Origin of the sequence: Nocardia otitidiscaviarum (assembly GCF_007362295.1) — a bacterium.
In the GTDB taxonomy this organism is placed as follows: Bacteria; Actinomycetota; Actinomycetes; order Mycobacteriales; family Mycobacteriaceae; genus Nocardia; species Nocardia otitidiscaviarum.
Window position 1 is genome coordinate 6833638 of record NZ_CP041695.1, and the last position, 22729, is coordinate 6856366.

A 22729-nucleotide genomic window follows, 5' to 3' on the forward strand; every position below is an offset into this window, starting at 1 on the left:
CATCGACGTCCGTGCGCGCAGACACCCGAGCGTTACCCCGAATCCGCCTGGTCGCCCTGATCTCCGGTCTGCTGGCCGTCGTGCTGGCAGTGCTGATGCCCATCCTGCCGATCGAGCAGGACCGGCCGACGCTGCACTGGCCGCAGGGCGAGACCGCGAATCTCGAGGCGCCGCTGGTGTCGTACACGCCGCTGCAGCTCACGGTCTCACTGCCGTGCGAGGTGGTGCGCGACGGAGTGCAGACCGGCACGCTGTTCTCGACCGTCCCGGCGGCGTCCGGGCAGGCGGTGGACAAGGGCCTGGTGGTCCGGGTGGAGGACGAACCCGAGACCGGCCGCACCGTGCAGGTGCTGGTGCGCAATATTCCGCTGCTGTCCGCCCCGCTGGCCGAACTCGCCGACTGCGGGGCGCTGACGGTGACCTCGTCCGCCGCCGAGACGCGCACCGAGATCACCGGTGCGACACGGCAGGACGGCACGCCGTTCGCCGGGCAGGTCGGCGGCGACGCGCGGCCGCAGGTGGTGGGCATCTTCACCGATGTGCCACGGGACCGGCTGGGCGCGGCCACGGCAGCGGTCGATATCGACGCGCGTTTCACCTCCAGCCCCAGCCTGCTCAAGCGGCTGGCCATGATCGGCGCGGTGGTGTTCACCATCATCGCGCTCATCGCCCTGCATCTGATGGACACCACCGACGGACGGCGGCACCGGCGCTTCCTGCCCGCGCACTGGTGGAAGTTCTCGCTCGCCGACGTCACCGTGCTGGGCACGCTGGTGCTGTGGCACGTCATCGGGGCCAATACCTCCGATGACGGCTACATCCTGAATATGGCTCGCGCCTCGCGCGAGTCGGGGTACATGGCCAACTACTACCGGTGGTTCGGGGTGGCCGAGGCACCGTTCGGATGGCCGTACGAACTGCTGGCCTGGGTGACGCGCGTCAGCGACGCCAGCCCGTGGATGCGGCTGCCGTCGCTACTCGCAGGCATCGTGTGCTGGCTGGTGATCAGCCGAGAAGTGCTGCCGCGTCTGGGCGCTCGCGTGCGCCGCGACCGGGTGGCGCTGTGGACGGCCGGACTGGTGTTTCTGGCCGCCTGGCTGCCCTACGACAACGGGCTGCGGCCCGAACCGCTCATCGCGGCGGGCGCGCTGCTCACCTGGTGCTCCATGGAACGCGCCATCGCCACCGGGCGGCTGCTGCCCGCCGCCGTCGCCGTGCTCATCGCCGCGTTCTCGCTGGCCGCGGGGCCGACCGGACTGATCTGCATCGCCGCGCTCATCGCGGGTTCGCGGCCGGTGCTCCAGCACATCATCAAGCGGGCACGGCCGGACGCCCCGGCGGGCGGCAGGTCGGGCCGGGGCGCGGCGGTGCTGCGCTACGCCGCGCTGCTGGCTCCGGGGGTGGCGGCCGGAACCCTGGTGCTGGTGGTGGTTTTCGCCGACCAGACGCTGGCCACCGTCATGGAGGCGACGCGCGTGCGCACGCTCGTCGGGCCGAATGTGGCCTGGTTCGACGAGCGCACACGGTGGGATTCGCTGCTCATGCTCTCCCCCGACGGATCGCTGTCCCGGCGCTTCGGGGTGCTGATCATGCTGCTCTGCCTCGGGGTGTGCGTGCTGGTGATGCTGCGCAAGAACGGGCGGATTCCGGGCACCTCGCGCGGGCCGTCGGCGCGGATTCTCGGCATCGTGTTCATGTCGCTGTTCCTCATGATGTTCACCCCCACCAAGTGGACCCACCACTTCGGCGTGTACGCGGGGCTGGCGGGCTCGCTGGCCGCGCTCACCGCGGTCGCGGTGGGCGTCAACGGGATTCGCTCACCGCGCAATCGCTCGCTGTTCACGGCGGCGGTGTTCTTCCTGCTCGCCATCACCTTCACCGGGTCCAACGGCTGGTGGTACGTGTCCAGCTACGGTGTCCCGTGGTGGGACAAGGCGCCGTCCATCGCCGGCAAGGGTTTCTCGACGCTGTTCCTCGGGCTCGCGGTGGTGTTCCTGATCGTCGCGCTGATCCAGCACTACCGGCAGCCGTACGCGAAAACCCCACGCGGCGTACGGCGTTTCGACAAGTTCGCCACCATGCCGCTGACCATCGCGGCGGCCGCGCTGGTGGTGTTCGAGGTGGCGTCGCTGGCCAAGGCCGCCGTCACCCAGTACCCGGCCTACTCCATCGCCGAATCGAATGTGCGTGCGCTGGGCGGGGATTCGTGTGCGCTGGCCAATGAGGTGCTGGTGGAGACCGATACCGCCGATTCGCTGCTGCAACCCTTCGACGGGTCGCCCGCCGACGGATTGAACGCCGAGAACACCGGTTTCACCCCCGACGGGGTGGCCGCCGACCTCACCGCCGACGAGGAGGAGACGGTCACCGGCAGCGCCAATTCCGTCGGCACCGAGGACAACAAGACCAGCAACACCACCGGCGCGGGCACCGGCGGCGGCAGCCGCCAGCAGGCCGGGATCAACGGCTCGAATGTGGCGCTGCCCTTCGGACTCGATCCGGCGCGCACCCCGGTCCTGGGCAGCTACACCCAGGGCGAACAGCGGATCGCCGACCTCACCACCGGCTGGTATCGACTCGACCTGACCGACAGCATGCGCGCCGACCCGGCCTACCGGGTGCTCGTGGTCACCGCCGCCGGTCGCATCCGCTACATCGACGCCGACGGCGTCGAAACCTACGGGCAGGACCTGTGGATGGAATACGGCACCCGCGCCGACGACGGCACCGTGACGAACGTCGGACGCATCCGCCCCATCGATATCGGCCCCGCCCCCTCCTGGCGCAATCTGCGGGTGCCGCTGCGCGACATCCCCGCCTCGGCCAACGCCGTCCGCCTGGTCGCCCACGACGCCGACATCACCCAGAAGCAGTGGCTGGCGGTCACCCCGCCGCGCCTGCCCCGGCTGGCCACCCTCGACGCGGTCGTCGGCCGCACCGCCCCGGTGCTGGAGGACTGGCACGTCGGCCTCGCCTTCCCGTGCCAGCGCCCCTTCGACCACCACGACGGCGTCGCCGAGGTCCCGCAGTGGCGCATCCTCCCCGACCGCGTCGGCTCCGACGCCTCCAACGCGTGGCAGGACGATATCGGCGGCGGCCCCCTGGGCTGGACCGAGCTGCTCCTGAAAGCCCAGGCCGTGCCCACCTACCTCGACGACGACTGGGGACGCGACTGGGGTTCGCTGGAGAAGTTCACGCCGTACGTGAGCGACGCCGAACCGGCCGAGCTGGACGTCACCGTGGAGACCCGCTCCGGGCTGGCGGACGATGCCCCGATCCGGGCCAGGTGATCGGTTGAATCGGCATACGCGGCGCAACCGCCGAGTGAACGCGGTCACTCACGGCGTTGCCAGATACCATCACTCACCGTGCCCGACGCCACCGCCGCTGTTCTGACCAAACCGACGCCGCCCGAAGCGCCCGCCGCGACGCCGCGTGATTTTCGCACCGCGAAGATCATCGCGATCGTCGCGGGTGTGCTGGGGGCGCTGCTCGCGCTGGCCACGCCGTTCCTGCCCGTCAAGCAGACGACGGCGGTGATCGACTGGCCGCAGCACGGCACGCTGGGCAATATCCAAGCCCCGCTCATGTCGCAGGTGCCGATCGACCTGGAGGTGAGCATCCCCTGCGCGGCGGTGACGCAGCTGGCGGATCCACGGGGCGGGATCCTGCTGTCGACCGCGCCGCCGCAGGGGCGGGAGGCCGACCTGCAGGCGCTGTTCGTGCGGGTCTCCGGCGAGACGGTGGACGTGGTGGACCGCAATGCGGTGGTGGCATCCGCGCAGCGGTCCGAGATGAGCGACTGCTCGCAGATCGTCATCACCTCCGACAGCACCCGCACCTACGCCAAGTTCGAGGGGCTGACCCGGACCATCGAGCGGCCGCTGCCCGGCGGGGGCACGGAGACCGTGGTGGTGCCGCTGGAAGGGCAGCTGTTCGGGGATCTACGGCCGCAGGTGGTCGGGGTGTTCACCGATATGGTCGGCGAGGTTCCGGCGGGGCTGTCGTTCCACATGACCGTCGATTCGCGGTTCTCCTCCACACCGACCGTGGTGAAACTGGTCGCGCTCATCGGCGCGGTGCTGCTCACCCTGATCGCCATGGGAGCGCTGGGTGTCCTCGACACCGCCGACGGGCGCGGGCACCGGCGCATCTTCCCGCGGCACTGGCTGAAGCCCACCTGGGCGGACGGCGCGGTGATCGGCACCCTCACGCTGTGGCATTTCGTCGGCGCGAACACCTCCGACGACGGCTACATCCTCACCATGACCCGGGTCGCGCCGCACGCGGGCTACATGGCCAACTACTTCCGCTGGTACGGCGTACCGGAAGCGCCGTTCGGCTGGTACTACTACGTCATCCAGGCGTTCGCCGAAATCTCCACCGCCAGTGCGTGGGTGCGGATTCCGGCGCTGCTGTGCGGCATCCTCTGCTGGCTGGTGATCAGCCGCGAGGTGGTGCCGCGGCTGGGGCGCGGGGTGCGCAACTCCAAAGTGGCGCTGTGGACCGGCGGACTGGTGTTCCTGGCGTTCTGGCTGCCCTACGACAACGGCCTGCGCTCGGAACCCATCGTCGCCCTGGGCGCGCTGCTGACCTGGGTGTCCATCGAGCGGGCCATCGCCACCTCGCGGCTGCTGCCCGCGGCCGTCGCGGTACTGATCGCGGCGTTCACACTGGCCGCCGCGCCCACCGGGCTCATGTGCGTGGCGGCGCTGCTGGTCGCCATCCGGCCGCTGGTGCGGATCGTGGTGCGCAAACACCGGGAACTCGGCACCACCGCACTGCTCGCGCCCATCGCCGCGGCCGGATTCCTGGTGCTCGTCGTGGTCTTCGGCGACCAGACCTTCGCCGGGATCATGGAGGCCAACCGGGTGCGCCAGGCCACCGGCCCCAACCTGGCCTGGTACGAGGACTACCTGCGCTACTACTACCTGTTCGTGGAGACCGTGGACGGTTCGCTGTCGCGGCGGTTCGCGTTCCTGATCATGATCCTGTGCCTGATCACCACCCTGCTGGTGCTACTGCGGCGGCGGCAGATCCCAGGTATCGCCAGCGCGCCGACCTGGCGACTCATGGGCGTGGTGTTCGGAACCATCTTCTTCATGATGTTCAACCCGACCAAGTGGACGCACCACTTCGGCGCGTACGCGGGTATCGCGGGCTCGCTGGCGGCGGTGACCGCGGTCGCGGTGTCGGCCACCGCGCTGCGATCGCGCAAGAATCGGTCGGTGTTCCTGGCGGGGCTGCTGTTCACCCTCGCCGTCGCCTTCTCCGGCATCAACGGGTACTGGTACGTGTCCAGCTTCGGGGTGCCGTGGTTCGACAAGCGGGTCTCCCTCCAGGGCTACCAGTCCAACACCTTCATGCTCATGCTGTTCGGGCTGGCGCTGGCGCTGGTGGCCTGGCAGTCGCTGCGCGAGGGCTACGCCAAACCGCCCGCCGACGCACGCACCAAGCGCGGCAGGCGGATTCGCAAATTCGCCGCCATCCCGCTCACCGTGGTGGCCGCGTTCATGGTGCTGTTCGAGGTGCTGTCGCTGGTGAAGGGCGCGTACTCGCAGTACCCGGCGTACTCGCTGGCCCGGTCGAATATCGACGCGCTGGGCGGCAATTCGTGCGGACTCGCCAATGACGTACTGGTGGAAGCCGATCCGAACAGCGGCAACCTGCAACCCGTCATCGACCCGGAGCGGCCCCCGTTGAACGGTGACCCGCTCGCCGGGGAGAAGCCGATCGGGTTCTCGCCCAACGGCATTCCCCAGCAGCTGGACGCGGACGCCGTCGAGGTGAAGCCCGGCACCGGCAACACCTCCACCCAGACCATCGGTCCCGCCTTCGCCGAGGGCGAGAACGCCGGAACCGGCGGCGGACTGGGCGCGGAGGGCGTCAACGGCTCCATCGCCGCCCTGCCCTTCGGACTCGACCCCGCCACCACACCGGTGATGGGCAGCTGGCAGGACGGGGTGCAGCAGCCCGCCGAGTTGTATTCCAGCTGGTACGAACTGCCCGCCCGCTCCGCGGACGCGCCGCTGGTGGTCATGTCGGTGGCCGGACGCGTCATGTCCTTCGACGACACCGGGCGCATGACCTACGGCCAGGATCTGTTCCTGGACTACGGGCGGCGACTGCCCGACGGCAGCGTCGAACAGCTCGGCTCGTACCGGCCGCGCGATATCGGCCCCGCCCCGTCCTGGCGGAACGTGCGGGTGCCGCTGGACGAACTGCCCGGCGACGTCGACGTGGTGCGCATCCATGCCAAGGACCCGATCCTCATCGGCGACCAGTGGCTGGCGTTCACCCCGCCGCGCGTGCCGAAGCTGCAGTCGCTCAACAGCTTCATCGGCGGCACCCAGCCGGTGCTGCTGGACTGGGCCGTGGGTCTGCAGTTCCCCTGCCAGCAGCCGTTCGACCACCGCTACGGCGTGGCGGAGGTGCCGAACTACCGCATCCTGCCGGACCGGCCGCTCGCCATCAGCTCCACCAATACCTGGCAGGCCGAGGAATTCGGTGGGCCGCTGGGCTTCTCGCAGATGATCGCCGGATCGGTCACCATTCCGACCTATCTGAAGGACGACTGGGCCCGCGACTGGGGTTCGCTGGAACGCTACGACCAGTTCTACCCGGCCACCCCGGCCGAGATCACCACCGGCGCCGAAACCCGTTCCGGCTGGTGGAGTCCCGGCAAGATGCGAGTCTGAGGCAGGCCGCGCCCGCACACGCGCCCCCCTTCCGGCACCCGCTGGAAGGGGGGCGCTGCCGTGTTCGGTGCGGAACCCGTGCGCCGGGCGCGCCGACACCATGGCGGCGAGGATCGCGCATCCCCCCTCGTCCATGGCGCTCGCGAGCACCGCGGCCCGTCAACGCTGCCCCGTGGCCGCCACTTCCCGGATCGCCGCCGCGACCGCGCGAAAGTCCTTGCGCAGCACGTGGGAATGGTTGCTCGGCACCTTCACACTGATACGGATGTGCGGGTTGCGGGCGCATACCGCGTCGAGGCCGGCGCGGAGGCGTTCCTGCTCGTCGCCGCGGCTACCGAAGGACGAGCCGGAGGCCACCACATAGCGGGTCGGGACGCTGATGCTGTCCAGGACCGGCCCCAGCTCGCGCTCGCGGGAGAGCTTGCCGAGTTCGATATTGCTCTCGGCCTGCTGTGCCGCGGACATGCGCGGCGTCAGCCCGGTCGGCCGCAGCAGCGGCATGACCAGGTTCAACCGCTTGAACAGCTTGCGGATCCGCTGCTCCATGGCGTCGTCCAGCCAGTCGTACGGGAACGCCCCGTCGACCAGCACCGCGCCCACGGCACGATTCGGATTCCGGGCCGCCCAGTGCGCGCCGACGACCGCACCGTAGGACCAGCCCACCACCAGCGCCCGGTCCACGCCCCGGGCCGCCAGCACGGCATCCACATCGCGGACGGCGGCCTCGAAGGAGTAGTCCGCCGACCGCTTCGACTTGCCGCGCGCCCGCTCGTCATAGGTGATGTGCCGGAACTCGGAACCGAGTTCGGGCAGAACCCGCTTCCAGTAGCCCTGGGTGGCGAACTGGCCGTTGAGGTAGAGCACGGGGATTCCGGCACCGCCGGTGTCGGTGACGGCCAGGGCCGTGTCCTCGACCGGCACCATGCCGGTCCAGATCGAGGTGGTCGAGGTGGCCGCGGAGGTGTTGTTCTTCGTCATGCCGTTCACTGTCGGCGTCCGGGCTGACGCCGACCTGACACCGACCTGACACGCGTGCTGACGTGGCGGAGCGCGCCCCTCGCGTTACCGCGTCGCGCACCCGCCCGCATCGCCGACGCCGCGCATCACCGGGCGATATGGGCGACCCACTCGTACACCGGCAGGCTGCCCTCCGGCGTATCGGCCCAGCGCGGCGTCACCTTGAACCGCTCGTAGCCGTCCTCGAAGGCCACCCGCAGCTCCACGCCCGGCGGGGTGATGGGGACGATCCGCGTCTTCAGGCCGTCGGGCCCGCCTTCGAGTACGGCCTTCGGTTTGCTACTCATAGCTGAAGGCTCTCATATGCGGGGCTATCGACTGACCGATTCCCGGTAATCCGGGGTGTCGTGCGGGGATCGCGCCCGCCGCGCTGACGCGCCGCGGGCGCGGGGATGAAGAAGGGGCGGAAGGGCTCCGCCAGACGCCGCGGCACCGGCTACAGCCGCCGCGCCGGTTACAGCCGCGCCGGTTACAGCCACCGCCCGGTTACAGCGGCAGCAGGTGGTTACCGGCGGCAGCAGGTCGTTACAGCGGCAGCAGGTGATGTTTGCGGGGGTTGCGGGCGACGGTTTTGTCGCGGAGCAGGTGCAGGGCCCGGCGGATTTCCAGGCGGGTGGTGGCGGGTTCGATGACGGCGTCGATGTAGCCGCGTTCGGCGGCCACCCAGGGGGTGGCGACGGTGGCGTTGTAGAAGTCGATCATCTGCTGGCGGATGGCGGCGCGCTGCTCCTCGGGGGCCGCGTCGATGGTCTTCGCGCCGATCAGACTGACCGCGCTCTCCGCGCCCATGACCGCGATGCGGGCCGTCGGCCAGGCCAGATTGACATCCGCGCCGAGCTGCTTTGATCCCATGACGGCGTAACCGCCGCCGTACGACTTGCGGATCACCACGGTCACCTTGGGGACGGTGGCTTCGACGAAGGCGAACAGGAATCGGCCGCCGCGCTTGATGACGCCGATCTTCTCCTGTTCGACCCCGGGTAGGAAGCCCGGCGTGTCCACCACGAACACCAGCGGGATCTCGAAGGCGTCGCAGAGCCGGATGAAATGCGCGGCCTTGTCGGACGCGCGGGCATCCAGCGCACCCGCGTACACCATCGGCTGATTCGCGACCACGCCCACACTGCGGCCGTCCACCCGGGCGAACCCGCAGATCATGTTCTTGCCCGCCGACTCACCGAACTCGTGGAAATCGCCGTCGTCGAAGATGCGCAACAGGATCTCGTGCATGTCGTACCCGGCATTGTCGGCGTCGGGCACGATCGAGTTCAGTTCCAGATCGGTTTCGGTGATCTCCGGCTCCAGACCGGGATTCACGATCGGCGCCAACTCCTGGCAGCTCGACGGCAGATACGACAGATACTCGCGCACCCACTGGAACGCCGCCGCCTCATCCTTGGCGACATGGTGGATATTGCCGTACTGCGCCTGACTGTGCGCGCCGCCGAGCTCCTCGAGACTCACATCCTCACCGGTGACCTCGCGAATCACCTTGGGGCCGGTGACGAACATGTAGGCGGCCTCGGTCGCCACCACCACATCGGTATTGATCGGCGCGTACACCGCGCCGCCGGCACAGCTGCCCAGAATCATGGAGATCTGCGGCACCAGGCCCGACAGCGGCTCCTGGCGGCGGCCCAGCTCGGCATACCAGGCCAGCGATGTCACCGCCTCCTGCACGCGCGCGCCGCCGGAATCGTTGATGCCCACCACCGGGCAGCCGACCTTGGCGGCGAACTCCATGATGCCCGCGACCTTGCGGCCGAACATCTCACCGACCGAACCGCCGTAGACGGTCTGGTCGTGGGAGAACACCGCCACCGGGCGGCCGTCCACCAGACCGTGTCCGGTGACGACGCCGTCGCCGTACAGCGCCTTCTTGTCACCGGGGTTGCGAACCAGCGCGCCGATTTCCACGAAGGAGCCCGGATCGAGCAGCATATTGATCCGGTCGCGGGCGGAAGGGATGCCCTTGCGCGCCCGCTTCGCGACTCCCGCTTCCCCCGCCGGTTCCCTCGCGACGTCCAGCTTCTGTCGCAGGTCGGCGAGTTTCTCGGCGGTAGTGCTCACTGGTCTCCTTTCGCGAAACCTAGTTCGCGGAATCGATCTCGGTCAGCTTCTTCGTCAGGTCGGCACCGATGGTGGCGATGCGGGGCTCGTCGATGATCTGGAGGTGGTCACCCGGGATGTGGATGATCTCCAGATTCGGGATGTGCTCATCCCAGCCGCCATTCGGCTTACGGTCGCCGAATCGCGGTTCCAGTTCGATGATCCCGTCGTGGTAGCGGTCGGCCAGGTAAAGAACCACGTGACCTTCGTAACGCGACGGCTCTACCTTCTGGAGTTCGCGACCCTCGATCCACGAATGCTTCTGGTGCTCGAGCACACCGCCCGGGATATCGACGCCCGCGAACTTCACCAGCTCGATAATGATCTGGTACTGCTCCGCGTCACTGGCCGCGGCCAGTTCCTCGATCTGCTCGTCGTCCAGTTCGCCCTGGAAACCGTAGGTCTTCTGAGCGAACGCCTGGAAGCGCCGAATCCGCGCCACCCGGGCCTCGGGCGAATTGTCCTCGGGCTCGGTCGGAATCGCGAGATCGATCAGACCCACCAGGCGCACGTCCGCGCCCTCGGCACGCATGATCTGGGCGACCGTCAGCGCGAAGACCGCGCCCAGTGACCAGCCGTAGAAGACGTAGGGCCCCTCCGGCTGGATCTTGCGGATCTCCGGAATGTACTGGCGGGCACGCTCTTCAATCGAACCTTCGGCCCGCTCGAAGCCGTACATGGGGGTACCGGCCGGGAGGCGCTTCAGCAGCGGCTCGTAGACCAGGGTGTTGCCGCCGGACGGGTGGAAGACGAAGATCGGCAACGCATCCGAGCCGGGCTCCTTCGCGCGCAGGGTGCGCACGAAGCCGTCCACGTCGGCCTTGTCCTGGAAGCCGCGCACGATATCGGCCATCTTCTCGATGGTTTCGGCGTCGCGCAGTTCGTCGATGTCGATCTGGGCCTTGACGCGTTCCGACAGGCGGGCTGCCAGCTTCTCCATCGTCTGGTCGTCCAGGATCGGCAGGGCGTTGAAGATGCCGCCTGCCGACTTGCCGGTCACCACGGCCCAGGTGGCGTAGGTGAGGCGTTCGGCTGCGTCGCGCGGGGGGACGTTGTCCTTGTCGGTTTCCGCCGGGGGTGGGGCGGCCTCGAAGGATTCCGGTTGGGAATCGCTCTCGCTTGGAGTGTGCTGCGCTTGCCCACCCTGCGCCCCTGGCGCAGACTGCCCAAGCGCAGCGGTGTCGGCCGACGGCTGGCCCGGCGCAGCGGAACCGGGCGCGGGCTGGCCCGGCGCGGCGGGCTGGCCGGTGGTGTCGGCTTCCGAGGTGCCGAGGGCGGCGGCCAAAGGATCAGCGCCGGTGGCCATGGCGGCGCGGGCGGCGGAGACGAAGTCGGCGTCCACGGCGAGTTCGCCTTCGCCGGAGGCTTGGCGGGCAGCGAGGGCCGCTACCTCGTCGCGGTGTTCGATGGCGTAGCGCAGCACCTTGCCGACCTCGAGGAGGTTGGCGTCGCGGACCGCTTGGACCTGGAGTTGCGGGATGTCGAATTCGTACTCGACGCGGTTCTTGATGCGCATCGCCATCAGGGAGTCGAGGCCGAGTTCCATGAGGGGGATCTCCATGGGGAGGTCCTCCACGGCGTAACCCATGGATTCGGCGACGATGATGGCCAGGCGGTCCTCGATGGTCTGCGAACCGTTCGGATCCCAGCGCTCACCCGCGGCCTCGACCACCGCGACCTCGGCGGGAGCGGATTCCTCGGCCTGCTGGACCGGCTGCGCGGCAACGGGTTCCGGCAACGGGGCGCCGGAGGTCACCACGCCGTCGAAGAGCAGCGTGAAGGCGTTGCCCTGTTTGGCGTGCACCTGCGCCGCCGCACCACCCGGGTAGGGGGTGAGCGTGGTGGTGAGGGTGCCCGACGCCGGGATGGGGCCGTAGGCGTAGGACGCGCCGGTCTGCACCTGCGAGAGCACCTGCGCGGCAGCGGCTTGCACGAGAGCGCCCAGGTCGGTGACCACACCGGCCTGCACCTCCCACACGTGCCGGCCGTCGGGCAGCGACACGTGCGCGCCCGGCACCCGGGTATTGCCGGAGCCCGACGCCAGACCCACCTTGGGCCAGTACTCCTTGCGCACGAACGCCGTTCGCGGAATATCCGCGTAGTCGCCCGCGGGCAGCAGCGACGGCAGGTTCACCCGGTGGCCGTTGACGTAGAGCTGGGCGAGCGCGGCGATGACGGCCGCCGACTCGTCCTCCTTGCGCTTCAGGGTCGGGATGAGCGCGGCATTGTGCACGCCCGCCGCGTACGTGGTGCCCAGCACCTGCATGAGCGCGACCGAATTCGGCGCCAGCTCCAGGAAGGTGGTGATACCGGTGTCCACCGCCTGGCGCACGGCATTGGTGAAGTACACCGAGCCGCGCATATTGGTGACCCAGTAGTCCACATCGTGCACGGGGGCGTGGCCCGCGCGGTACACGGCGTCCTTGTGGGCGGTCGAGTACAGGTCCACCTTCAGCTTGGTCGGCTCGATACCGGCCAGCTCGGCGGCCAGTTCGCCCAGCAGCACATCCATCTGGGAGGTGTGGCCCGCGCCGCGGGTCTGGAGCACGCGGGCGAACTTGCCCTGCTCCTCCACCTTGGCGACGATGGCGTGCACCTGATCCGGCGGGCCGCCGATCACGGTATTGGTCGGCGCGGCGTACACCGCGACCTCCACATCCGGATACTCCGGCAGCATGGCCTCGATATCGGTGGCGCTCAGCTCGACCAGCGCCATATTGCGCACCTGGTCGTCGGTGATCATGGCCTCGCCCTCGCCCATGAGGCGACCGCGCGAGCAGATCACCCGGACGGCGTCCTCCAGGTTCATGCCGCCGGAGATGTAGGCACCGGCGACCTCACCCTGCGAATGGCCGACCACGCCCGCGGGTTCCGCGCCGTGGGCGCGCAGCACGGCCGCCAGACCCACCTGAATGGTGAAGGTGCCGACCTGACCGGTGCCGATATCCCAGTCCTGGGCGTCGTCGAGGATCATCTCCTTGACCGAATACCCGGCCTCGTCCACCACGAGTTCGTCGACCTGGTCGACGGTCTCGCGGAAGATGCGGTTCTCCTGGTAGAGCTGCTTGCCCATCTTCCGGTGCTGCGCACCGAAACCGGCCATCACCCACAGCGGGCCCTCGGCCGCGGGGGAATCGGCGGTGAAGACGCCCGGACCGGGCTTACCGGCGGCGATGGCGCGCAGGCCCGCGACGGCCTCGTCGTGGTTCTTGGCGATGACCACGCCACGCGAGCGCTGATGGCTGCGCTTGGCCAGCGCCCGCGCCACATCCTCGAGCGGAGTGTCGCGGCCCGCGTCGCTCTCCAGCCAGTCGGCGAGGTCGGCGGCGGCGCGCTTGCGGCGGGACGGCAGGTAGGCCGACACCGGCAGGATCACCGGCAGCGGCTCCTCGCGCGGAGCCCATTCCGGCTCGGGCGCGGCGGCTTCCACCAGCTTCTCGGCCTCGGCCAGCACGTCGGTGGCCTCAGTGTCGAGATCGGCGGTGTCGGCACTGTCCGGAACGGCCGGGGTGGGCACGTACTCCTGGATGACCACGTGGGCGTTGGTGCCGCCGAAGCCGAAGCCGGAGACGCCGATGGTGGCCTTGCCGCTGTAGCGCGGGAATTCGGTCGGCTGCTCGACGACCTTCAGGTGCGCCTGGTCGAACGGGATGTACGGGTTCGGGCCGGCGAAGTTGATATTCGGCGGAATGACATTGTGCTGCAACGCCATAATGATCTTGGCGAGGCTGGCCGCACCCGCTCCCGATTCCAGGTGGCCGAAGTTGGTCTTGGCCGAACCGAGCAGGGCGGGCTTGTCGGCCTCGCGACCGCGACCCACCACCCGGCCCAGGGCGTCGGCCTCGATGGGATCGCCGATCAGGGTGCCGGTGCCGTGCGCCTCGATGTAATCGACGGTGGAGGGCGCGATACCGGCATCGCGGTAGGCGCGGCGCAGCACGTCGGCCTGCGCGTCCGGGTTCGGCGCGAAGATGCCGTTGGAGCGGCCGTCATTGTTGACGGCCGAGCCCTTGATGACCGCGTAGATCTTGTCGCCGTCGCGTTCGGCGTCGGCCAGGCGCTTGAGCAACACCAGGCCCGCGCCCTCGGAGCGCACCATACCGTCGGCATCGGAGGAGAACGCCTTGATGTGGCCGTCCTTGGCGACCGCGCCGTTGATATCGAAACCGAGGCTGGCCATCGGGGCGAGAATCATGTTCACGCCACCGGCCAGCGCCACATCGGAATCGCCGTTGCGCAGCGACCGCACCGCGTCGTGCACCGCCACCAGCGTGGACGAGCACGCGGTGTCGATGGTCACCGACGGGCCGCGGAAGTCGAAGAAGTAGGAGACGCGGTTGGCGATGATGCCCGTGGACGCGCCCAGCAGGGCGTACGCCTCGGCCGACAGGGGCACGTTCGGATCGGGTTCCTTACCCAGACCCAGCGCCGTGACCAGCATGAAGTCGCTGGTCGAGGAGCCGATGAAAACGCCGACCGGGCCGCCCTTGAGATCGCTCGCGGGAATCCGCGCGTGCTCCAGGGCTTCCCAGGTCAGCTCCATCATGAGCCGCTGCTGCGGATCGACGCGCTCCACCTCGATGGGCGACATGGCGAAGAACTCCGCGTCGAAGCCCTTCACCACGTGCTGATCGAGGTAGCCGCCCTTGGTATTGCCGTTCTCGATGGCGGCCAGGGCCTGCGGGTCGGATTTGAACTCGTCCCAGCGGCCCTCGGGTAGGTCGCGAATGGCGTCGCCGCCATTGAGAATGAATTCCCAGGTCGACTCGGGTGTATCCCCGGCACCCGGCAGTCGGGTCGACAGGCCGACGATGGCGATGTCGTGCGCCTCGCCCGGCTGATATCCGGCGGTATAGAAGGAATCGTCCGGCGTGTCCTCCGGCGCGTCCGGCTCACCGTTGATGATCCGCTCGGCCAGTGAGGCGATGGTCGGATGCTGGTAGACGATGGTCGCGTTCAGCACCACCCCGGTGAGGTCCTCGATATCGCCGCCGAGGGCGAGCGCGTCGCGGGAGGCGAGGCCGAATTCCTCCATCGGCCGGTCCACCGTGATGTTCTCGATGGGCTGACCGGTGGCGTCGGCCACCCAGCGCCGCAACCATTCTCGCAGCTCAGCCACCGACATGTCGGTGCCGGCGGCACGCTCGACACCCGCGGCCGACTCGGTTGCCGCGGTTTCGGTCGTCTCGGTGGGCACGCTGCCCTCGCTCTCAGCCATCAGTTCTTCAAGCTACCTGTCTGCGTCGGGTGCACGGCACTGAATGCAGTGAATGGCGCGGGCCGCGCACGGGCCCGCGCCATTGCGTTTCGAGGCTTACGCCTCACTCCTCGTCTGGTGCATCGGGGAAAGCTTGCTGCGTGTAACCACCACGCAGTGTGCCCTCCAGATATGCCGCCTTGCACGCGCGGCGCGCGATCTTGCCGCTGGAGGTGCGCGGAATCGAGCCCGCCGGAACGAGCAGGATGTCACGGGCGGTGACGCCGTGCCGCTGCGAGACCGCCGCGCGCACCGCGTCGGCGATCGGCTGCGGATCGGCCTTGCCCGCACCCGGACCGCGCTCGGCCACGATGACCAGCTGCTCGGACGCGTCGTCGGCGTCGAAGGACAGGCCCGAATGGCTGTCGGCGGCAAAGACTTCGGCGGGCAGCTGATTCGCCGGGACGGCGAAGGCGGCCACGAAGCCCGGACGCAGTGCGGTGGACGCCTCCTGCGCGGAGAACTCCAGGTCCTGCGGGTAGTGGTTGCGGCCGTCCACGATCACCAGGTCCTTGACGCGGCCGGTGATGTAGAGCTCGCCGTCGATGTACACGCCGTAGTCGCCGGTGCGCATCCAGTGCGCGTCGTCCGGGGTGCCCTCGGCGTGACTGCCCTCGGACAGGCGGCGCACCAAGCGGTTGCGGAAGGTCTTCTGGGTCTCGTCCTCGCGACCCCAGTAACCGATGCCGATGTTGTTGCCGTGCAGCCAGATCTCGCCGACGCGGCCCTCGGGCAGCTCCAGCGCGCCCTCGGGGTCGTCGATGGTCTCGGCGTCGACAATGGTGGCCCACTGCGAATGCGCGACGTAACCGCAGCTCACCTGGGCGATGGAGTTGGGCGTGCCCTGCTCCACCTTCTTGACACGGCCCGCGTTGAGCTCGTCGCGGTCGACGTAGATGACCTTGGCCTCGTCCTCGTGCCGGGTGGCCGACACGAACAGGGTGGCCTCGGCCATGCCGTAGCAGGGCTTGATGGCCGTCTTGGGCAGGCCGTACGGGGCGAACGCCTCGTTGAACTTCTTCATCGAGGAGACCGTCACCGGCTCGGAACCGTTGATCAGGCCGATGACATTCGACAGGTCCAGGGTCTCGCCGTTCTTCGGGCGACCGCGCGCGGCGGCGTGCTCGAAGGCGAAATTCGGTGCCGCGGCGAACGTTCCGGCCCCGTCGGCGACGGCCGCGAGCTCGTTGATCCAGCGCGAGGGGCGGCGCACGAACGCCGACGGCGACATGATGGTGATGTACTTGCCGCCCACGGCGGGCAGGATCACCGTCAGCAGACCCATGTCGTGGAACAGCGGCAGCCAGGTGACGCCGCGGGAATTCCAGTTCAGGTCCAGGGCGTGCACCATCTGCAGCAGGTTGGTGCCGACGGCGCGGTGGGTGATCTCCACACCGGCCGGGACGCGGGTGGAACCCGAGGTGTACTGCAGGTACGCGATGTCGTCCACGGTGATGTCCGGACGCACCCAGGTCTCACCGACGCTGTCGGGGATGGCGTCGACGGCGATGATGCGCGGACGCTGGGCGGCGGGCAGGGCGCGGAAGAACTGGCGAACACCGGCGGCGGAGGAGCTGGCCGTCAGGATCGCGGAGGGCGTGCAGTCGCCGAGCACGGCGTGCAGGCGGTCGGTGTGGCCCGGCTCGTCCGGATCGAACAGCGGCACCGAGATGCAGCCCGCGTAGATGGCGGCGAAGAAGGAGATGACGTAATCCAGCCCCTGGGGGGCGAGGATCGCGACCCGATCGCCCTCCTTGGTCACCTGCTGCAGTCGGGCGGCCACCGCGCGCAGCCGCGTGCCGAACTGGCTCCAGGTCAGGTCCTGGTACTCGCCGTCGCGCTCCCGCGAGTAGTCGATGTAGCGGTACGCCAGATCATTGGCGTCGTTACCGATCGTGTGCTTCTCGACGTAATCGACCAGGGTCCGGCCCTCGGGAATCGTGATCTTCCCGGTTTCGTCCAGGTAGTCGTCGAAAGTCTCGTCCATTCCTTCTCCTCCGAGGCACACGAAGCAGGGGCGGCGATACGGCCGCTGTTACCTGTGAGGCCCCGACTCTCTTTCGCCCGCCGGTGCTCTAACGTGCAAGAGCCAACCTGCAGAATTCTGTTGCGGTCTGCGCGGTGACCGCCTATTGGCTAGATGTACTCAAACCAGGGACATGTTACAGAGCAGGCGCCGGACCAGTGTCCGGAGCGATCCGATCTGCCTGCTCACTCATGTCGCAACAAGGGGATCACCGGTGCGAATGCCTCCATCTGAGTGGGAAATACACCCACGTAGGACATGGATGTGAGTTGCCGCACCCGGCGGATGTGGTCGGCGATCTGCTCGTGGGTGCCGATCGCCACATACGGTGACTCGAGGATCTGCTCCACCGACAGCCGTACGTCCACATCCAGGTTCGGATGCAGGCCCTTGTCGATCGCGTCGAGCGCCATGGCGGCGGCGCGCTCCCGATCGTCGGTGACGATCACCGCGGTGATCGCCCAGTTCAATTCGATCTCCGGGAAGCGCGGCCCGGCCGCCTCCCGAATGATCCGCACCCGCTCGACGGTTCGGTCGAGCGTGATACCGGACAGCAGCATCCGTCCTTCGGGTGTGGTGGGCGGCACCACCGAGATGATGTCGGCGTGCCGGGCCGCCAGTCGCAGCAGACGCGGTCCGCCGCCACCGGTGGCCAGCGGCGGACGCGGGCCCTGCCGCGGCCGCGGCGCACCCTTGATCCCCCGCACCCGGTAGTGCTTGCCCTCGAAGTGACACTCCTGGCCGCGCAGCAGCACGTCCAGGATCGTCAGGGTCTCGTCCAGGCGCTCCAGCCGCACCGCGGGTGCGTCGAAGTCGATGCCCGCCGCGTCGAAGTCGTCGGCCAGCCAGCCCGCGCCCACACCCAGCTCCAACCGGCCCCGGGACAGCACGTCCAGGGTGGCGGCCTCCTTGGCCAGCACCACCGGATGCCGAAAACCGTTCGCCAGCATCGAGGTTCCGAGCCGGATGCGGTCCGTGGCCACCGCCAGGGCACCGAGGGCCGCGATCGGACCCACCTGCGGACCCAGGGCATCGGGCACGGCGAACGCGTCGTACCCGAAATCCTCGGCCCGCTGCGCGAGCTTGATGAACTTGCGCGCCCCGCCTTCGGACGGGTTACCCTCGCCGGCCGCCGCGAAGCGGAATGCCCGCGGCGGTGTACTCGGCACGGTCTCGCGACCGGCCGGTACGGCGACTCCTGTCATTGAACTGATGCTCCTGGCTGAGATCGATTGCTCTGCGCCGCCGGGCCTCATCGACCGGCGTCACAATCTCGGAGCACTTTACAGGTTGTGCGCCAAACCACGGGGTCGGTCGACGGGCACAAGCCCCCAATGCGGGGGGTTGTTCGCCACAACGCCCCGACCAGGTGGTTCCGGTCACGAATGCGGTGGGTGTGGAGCGCCCTCGATGAGCCCGGCCGCCCAGTTCACCGTCCACTGGGTGGCGGTGGTGCCGCTGTCGTCCACCACGTACCCGTTGTAGAGGCTGTGCACCGGATTCCCGGCCGCGCGCACCAGGGTGCCGACGCTGCTGAGGAAGTTGACCGGGTTCAGCGCCTGATCCGGGGAATCGCAGATGAGATCGCCCGGGGCGCAGATGGTGTAGGTGCGGTCGGCCAGCTTGCCGAAGCCGGGCCGCGGTCCGGTCATGGTGATGCCCGGGACGTTCAAGCCCTTGAGCGCGACCTCCGCGCCCACCCCGGGCGGGGCATTGCCGATCTCGATGGCCTGTCCCGGCCCGTCGACCCGGCGGCCGTCGGCGAGCACGGTCACGCCGAGCACCTTGTCGGCGGGCACCGGGCCCTTGCCCGCGCCGATATCCGCGGCCACGTCACCGGCGATCACGGCACCCTGCGAGAAGCCCGCGATCACGTAGGTGGTGAGCGGACAGTCCCGATGGGTCTGCGCCAGCTTGTCGGTGGCGCGGGCGATGCCCTCGGAGCGGCTCTTGTTGTAGGACTGCTGGCCGTCCGGCGGAATGGCGATGGGATTGGAGAACTGCGCCACGTACGGGACGGTGTAGACCTCCACCCGCTCGTTCGGGAACCGCTCCCGGATCGGGTTGGAGATGTTCAGCATGAGCGAGATCGGATTGGCCGACGGGTTGTAGGGGTCGTCGTTGCTCGACGACTCCCAGGTGCCCGGCACCGACAGCATCAGCACATCCGGGCAGGACGCGGGCTGGGAGGTCGGCTCCTTCGGCCCGGGCGGGGTCGGGCCGGGCAGGCGCAGCCGCCCCGCCAACAGGTACCACAGCAGGATCACCACGACGATGATCAGCGCGACCACCGCCAGGAACAGCAGGCATCCCGCCGGTGCGGACCGGCGTGCGGAGCGGCGGCGCGGGGTCACCGGCAGTAACTCGCGGAGGCGACTTCGTAGTAGATCTTCCCGGCCTCCTCGACCGGCATCTTGCTCGGATCGAAGGTGGGATCGGAGCCCGCGATGGCGGTCACGTAGGTGATGATCTGGTCCTCCGGCGCGCCTTCGGACTTGCCCTGGCAGACCAGGTTGCCCGCGCTGAGCGCGATATCCGGGGAGGACGGAGTCACGCCGCGCTTCTTCAGTTCCTCGATGTAGGTCCTGTCCTTGTCGCTCAGCGCGGGCGCGTCGCTCTGCGGCGTGACGAATTCGGTCGGCACCGGCTGCGGACGCTCGGTGTTCTCCTCCGCCGGGGGTGCGGCCGATTCGGTCGACTGCGGCGATTCGGGGGCCGACTCGGTGGTCGAGGGCGCCGCCGAACTCGCCTGCGTGGTCGAGGACAGCGTGGGCGTGCTGGTCGCGGTCGAATCGTTATCGCCGCAGGCGGCCAGCAATCCGGCGGCGGCGCACGCCGCCACCACGCCGATCACTTTTCCACGGGTCCGTTGCATGAATTCGCTTCCTCGGATCTATCAGGGCACAGGTGTCCAGGGGCACAAGGTCGCCACCAGGCTAGCGGCAAGGTAGCGAGAAGTGGTGCCCAGCAAAACGAACCTCATGCAGTTCTTAGCGCCGCCACACGTGGTGACCTGCGTCATTCCATCGACCGGCCGGATATGACGGGGGACGCGTGTCTTCGCGCCGCGCACCGGCTGTCCGGGCGCAGGGCGGATCAGGGGCGCTGCGGCGGAGTCGCCGGGGGGATGTCGAGCACCACGGCCGGACCGCCCGGTGTCGCGGGCGGAATGTCGAGTACGACGGCGGGCGCGGGTCCCGGCTCGGGCGCGGGCACGGGTTCGGGCGCGGGCATGGCGTTCGGGGGCGCGGCGGCCGGGGCGGGGGTGAGGGGTTGCGGGGCGGCGGACGGCACCTCCGGCGAGGGTGACCGCGGCACCGCGGCGGGCGGCTGCGGCACGATCACCTCGGGCGGGGCGGGCGCGGCAGTCGAGGGCACGGCCGACCGGGGATGGGGGACGGGCACAGCCGTCGAAGGCTGCGGCACAACAGCTTCGGACGCGGCCGTACCGGATGCGGCGAGTTCGGGTGCGGCTACTTCAGACCTGGCCACTTCAGGCGCGGCTACTTCGGACGCAGCGGGTGGAACAGCGGGTGCGGCGGCCGGAGCGGTCTCCACGCCGAGCTGGGTAGCAGCCGGAGCGGCCGGGCTTTCTTGGCCGGATGGCGGGGTAGCCGGAGCGGCCGGATTCGGCTGTGGCTGGTCGTTCGGCGCGGGCGGGGGGCCGGGGAGGGCGATGGGGCGGCCGTCGAGGGCGACCACCTGGGCCTTGTCGTCCTTGACGACGATCGTGCCGAACTGGAACGTCTGCTGGCTGCCGCCGGGGATCTGGGTCTCGTCGCCGGTCGGGAAGCCGAGCTGGCCGTTCTCGAAACCCAGTGCGCCCCAAGCGTCCATGACCGCGCCGTTGCGCACGCCCCACGCACCCGACAGCGGGCTCCAGTAGATATTGCCGCCTTCGAACCGGCTCATCCGACCGAAGTCCTTCAGGCCGACCTCCCCGGCGGTCGGGAAGCCGAAGACGCTGTTCTCGAAACCGAGCTGGGCGTACTTGCCGAGGATCAGCCCCTGCACCAGATGCGCGCCGGTCGCGGGACTGAAGTACATCGGCCCGTGCTCGAAGCCCTGCACCACGCCATCCTTGTGCGGGGTCGCCTGTTCGGCCCCGGTCGGATAACCGGCCGCGCCGCCCTCGTAGCCCAGGCGCGCCCACTCGTCGAGGATCGCGCCGCGCACCGGATGCGCCCCCGTCGCCGGGGTCCAGTAGATGAAGCCGTGCTGGAAGGGCTGGAAGCGGCCGCGGCCGTCGGGTAGCGCCGCCTCACCGCCGGTCGGCATGCCCAGCCCGGAACCCGGTCCGGCCACGCCCTGGTAGCTGCCGCCGATCATGCCGCCGGTCGGGATCGCGCCGGTGGCCTGCGAGTAGAACACCTGTCCGCCGGTGAAGTCCTGGGCGATACCGCCGGGCACCTGATATTCGCCGGTCAGGCAGCCGCCCAGCCAATTGTTGGCCTGCACCGCCCCGGCGATCGCGCCGCCCACCGAACAGTTGGCGGGTGTCGCGTCCACGCCGAGCGCCGCCGCGGCCTGCGGCCAGGACTGCCGCATCTCGAAATCCCAGTACGGCCAGGTGTGGGTGCCGGAGGCCCGGTAATTCACCTGCACCGGAATGCTGATCTTGTTGAGTTTGGCGACGAAATTCTGGGTCGTCAGCCGCGACAGCACCTCCAGGCCCATCCCGGCGTAATTGGTGGTGATGCCCGGAATATCGGAGAGCGGGTCGGTCGCGCCCGCGGTACCGCTGCCGCTGGAAACGTACAGGCTGATGTTCTTCAGCTGGTCCGCCAGCTGATACGGATCGTGCTCGGCCCACAGCGGACTCGTGGGCGGCCCGAACATGGCCTCGGAATCGAATCCGCCCGCGTCATGCATGGCGAAATTGACCGCCTGCGGCATACCGAGCGTGGTGAGGGTCAGGAATCCGGAGTAGGAGGCGGCGTGGCGCACCCAGCCGGGATTGCGCGCGGCCAGGAACATGGCCGCCGTTCCGCCCATCGAAAGGCCCTCCACGCCACGCACATTCGTAGCGCGCCACTGCCCCTCCAGCAGCGGCGGGAGTTCCTTGGTCAGGAAGGTCTCCCACTTGTAGTTGTGGCCGTTGTTCGGTTGCAGCCAGTCGGCGTAGAAGCTGGACTGACCGCCGACCGGCAGCACCACGGTCACGTTCTTGTCGGCGAAGAACTCGTCGGCGCTCGCGTCCTTGGTCCAGCCGTTCTCGTCGTCCTGGGCGCGCAACCCGTCGAGCATGTAGAGCACCGGGAACTTGGCGTCCGGGCGGGTGTTCCAGTCCCGCGCCAGCAGCAGCTGTATCTGGACCGCCTCGTTCATGGCGGGCGAGTGCACCCACAGCGCCACGCGCCGGTCGGTCAGCCACACCGCCCGCTGCACGGTCGCCGGAGCCGATACGGCGGTCTCGGGGGCGGCCACGACCGGACCCGCGACGGCGATCCCCGCCGCCAACGGCAGCAGAGCGACGGCGCAGGCGACCCAGCGTCGCGCCATTCTCGCCTCACGAACAACACCAGTCACAGGAGTGTTTGTACCTCTAAAAAGAGGAAAGACCGGGAAGACGCGCGGTAATCGGTCCCGGTTGGCGGAAGATGTCCGGCACGGAATGCGCTT

10 protein-coding genes and 1 pseudogene are annotated in these 22729 nt (G+C 69.1%); 2 read left to right on the plus strand and 9 right to left on the minus strand.

What is annotated here, in order from left to right; genetic code table 11:
• Positions 1-11: 11 nt before the first annotated feature.
• Both FOH10_RS30755 and FOH10_RS30760 read left to right on the plus strand, forming a co-directional pair.
• Positions 12-3290, plus strand: coding sequence for an arabinosyltransferase domain-containing protein (locus tag FOH10_RS30755; protein WP_143983296.1), 3279 nt, complete (start codon positions 12-14; stop codon positions 3288-3290).
• 78 nt (positions 3291-3368) lie between these two features.
• Positions 3369-6698 carry an arabinosyltransferase domain-containing protein gene (locus FOH10_RS30760; RefSeq protein WP_143983297.1) on the plus strand — a complete coding sequence of 1110 codons (3330 nt, stop codon included), beginning with the start codon at positions 3369-3371 and terminating at the stop codon, positions 6696-6698.
• A 159-nt stretch (positions 6699-6857) separates the two neighbouring features.
• Here the strand turns inward: FOH10_RS30760 and FOH10_RS30765 are convergent, their stop codons facing one another.
• The 9 genes and pseudogenes from FOH10_RS30765 to FOH10_RS30805 form a co-directional block, all read right to left on the minus strand.
• Entirely contained in the window at positions 6858-7676 is an 819-nt protein-coding gene (locus FOH10_RS30765) for an alpha/beta fold hydrolase (RefSeq protein WP_143983298.1), read from the minus strand.
• A gap of 125 nt (positions 7677-7801) precedes the next feature.
• Positions 7802-8002, minus strand: a complete 201-nt coding sequence (locus tag FOH10_RS30770; protein WP_029930421.1) for a DUF5988 family protein — start codon at positions 8000-8002, stop codon at positions 7802-7804.
• A gap of 238 nt (positions 8003-8240) precedes the next feature.
• Complete coding sequence (locus FOH10_RS30775; RefSeq protein ID WP_029930422.1) at positions 8241-9785, minus strand: acyl-CoA carboxylase subunit beta; 1545 nt, start codon at positions 9783-9785, stop codon at positions 8241-8243.
• Positions 9786-9804: 19 nt separating this feature from the next.
• Positions 9805-15042, minus strand: a complete 5238-nt coding sequence (gene pks13 / locus FOH10_RS30780) for a polyketide synthase Pks13 (RefSeq protein ID WP_143983299.1) — start codon at positions 15040-15042, stop codon at positions 9805-9807.
• Between the two features lie 103 nt (positions 15043-15145).
• Complete coding sequence (gene fadD32, locus FOH10_RS30785) at positions 15146-17068, minus strand: long-chain-fatty-acid--AMP ligase FadD32 (RefSeq protein WP_143983300.1); 1923 nt, start codon at positions 17066-17068, stop codon at positions 15146-15148.
• 224 nt (positions 17069-17292) lie between these two features.
• Positions 17293-18312 carry an LLM class F420-dependent oxidoreductase gene (locus FOH10_RS30790; RefSeq protein WP_143983301.1) on the minus strand — a complete coding sequence of 340 codons (1020 nt, stop codon included), beginning with the start codon at positions 18310-18312 and terminating at the stop codon, positions 17293-17295.
• A gap of 174 nt (positions 18313-18486) precedes the next feature.
• Positions 18487-19467, minus strand: a complete 981-nt coding sequence (locus FOH10_RS30795; RefSeq protein ID WP_039808477.1) for a cutinase family protein — start codon at positions 19465-19467, stop codon at positions 18487-18489.
• Positions 19458-19982, minus strand: coding sequence for a DUF732 domain-containing protein (locus tag FOH10_RS30800; protein ID WP_143983302.1), 525 nt, complete (start codon positions 19980-19982; stop codon positions 19458-19460). The genes FOH10_RS30795 and FOH10_RS30800 overlap by 10 nt, the downstream gene beginning before the upstream one ends.
• A gap of 824 nt (positions 19983-20806) precedes the next feature.
• Positions 20807-22609: pseudogene (locus FOH10_RS30805) on the minus strand (alpha/beta hydrolase-fold protein); the annotation flags it as partial.
• Positions 22610-22729: the final 120 nt, after the last annotated feature.